The sequence below is a fragment of the Rhodoferax sp. ZS1R8 genome, assembly GCF_056521325.1.
The window spans coordinates 1-1,207 of record NZ_JBWMBA010000121.1 but is presented as its reverse complement, the minus strand read 5'-3'; the positions used below and the strand labels follow the sequence as shown (position 1 = coordinate 1,207).

1 protein-coding gene and 1 pseudogene are annotated in these 1,207 nt (G+C 60.0%); both read right to left on the bottom strand.

The features are described from left to right. Positions 1-84: pseudogene (locus tag AC097P_RS24305) on the bottom strand (sulfite exporter TauE/SafE family protein); the annotation flags it as partial. Then, a partial coding sequence (locus AC097P_RS24300; protein WP_479612987.1) for a Fic family protein occupies positions 81-1,207 on the bottom strand: 1,127 nt, incomplete at its 5' end. The pseudogene AC097P_RS24305 and the gene AC097P_RS24300, both read right to left, overlap by 4 nt.

Here is a 1,207-nt window from a genome sequence, read left to right as displayed (position 1 = left end):
GCCTGCGCCGAAGCCGCTCTTGCTGATACCCAGCAGCAGGACTGCGGGGATGGTTGCAGCGTAGAAGTAGAGGGCGGTGATCAAGGCTTGGCACCATGCCTTTCGCTCCAAGCGGCGAGCTCCAAGGGCCGGATGCCAAAGCGCACTGCGTTCCCGGGGTGCAAGGCGGCAAACTCTTCCAGTACCAGTTGGGTGAAATGGGCCTTGTCCGGTGCGGCGACTGTGGCTGGCACCTTAGCATCCACAACGGCAACGGCAACGGCAACGGCAACGGCAACGGCAACGGCAACGGCAACGGTTGCGGCCTCGTTGTTTTTGACGATGGCGGCTACCACCTCGCTCAAGGCCTGGCGATAACGCAAGCGAAAGATGTCGGGCGGCACTATGTTTTGCTTGACCGCCACGTATTGCTGGCATGACTGTTCGTAGGCCCACACAAACACGTCACGCAGCAGCTCAACGCGGTTGAGCTCATACACCCCGATCATCGCGTCCACGTAGGCCGACTGCGGCACGTCGATAAAAGACAGAGGGCACAGGTTGTGGCGAATGAGCGGTATGTTGGCCGCCAGCCTGGAGGTGCGCTTGTTCACGTCCTCAAGCGGCTGCAGGTAGGGCAAATGCACCATCAGAAAAAATGTCTGCTCGAAGGGGTCGTCAATTTCCGCCGCCATCTGCATGACGATGCCAAACAGTTCCTCCAGCCGCTGCGGCAGGGCCACTGGCAAATACACACTGCCACCTATCTCTACCGCCCGGCGGCGCAGGCGGCCCACCGCCGTGGGGTCGGCCATCAAACCATCCGACAAAAAGGCATGCAAGGCAATGATGCAGTCGGGGGTCACTTGAGCGTGCGCCGGGTCGAGTACTAGGTATTCAATGGCCTGCTTGTGGTTCAGAATCATCTGGGTTTCCAGTGCGTCCTTGCCCTCGGCGGCTTGGCCCAATTCGATGAGCCGTTCCGTGTCCAACCGGCTGTAGGTGTTGCCCTCTAGCCTGGAGGATGCCCAGGACAGGTCAATCAGCAAGCGGTTGAGAATGTCGCGCGCAACTGGCTTTTGGTGAAATTGCGCCACTTTAAGTGGCGCGATACTGGCGCCCTTCGACCAAAAACCTGAGCACATGCCACGCATCACTCCCTCAACCGAGCTAGACCAACTGGTGGCGCTGATTGCTGCGCAACCCGGCGGCCTGGGGATTGATGCCA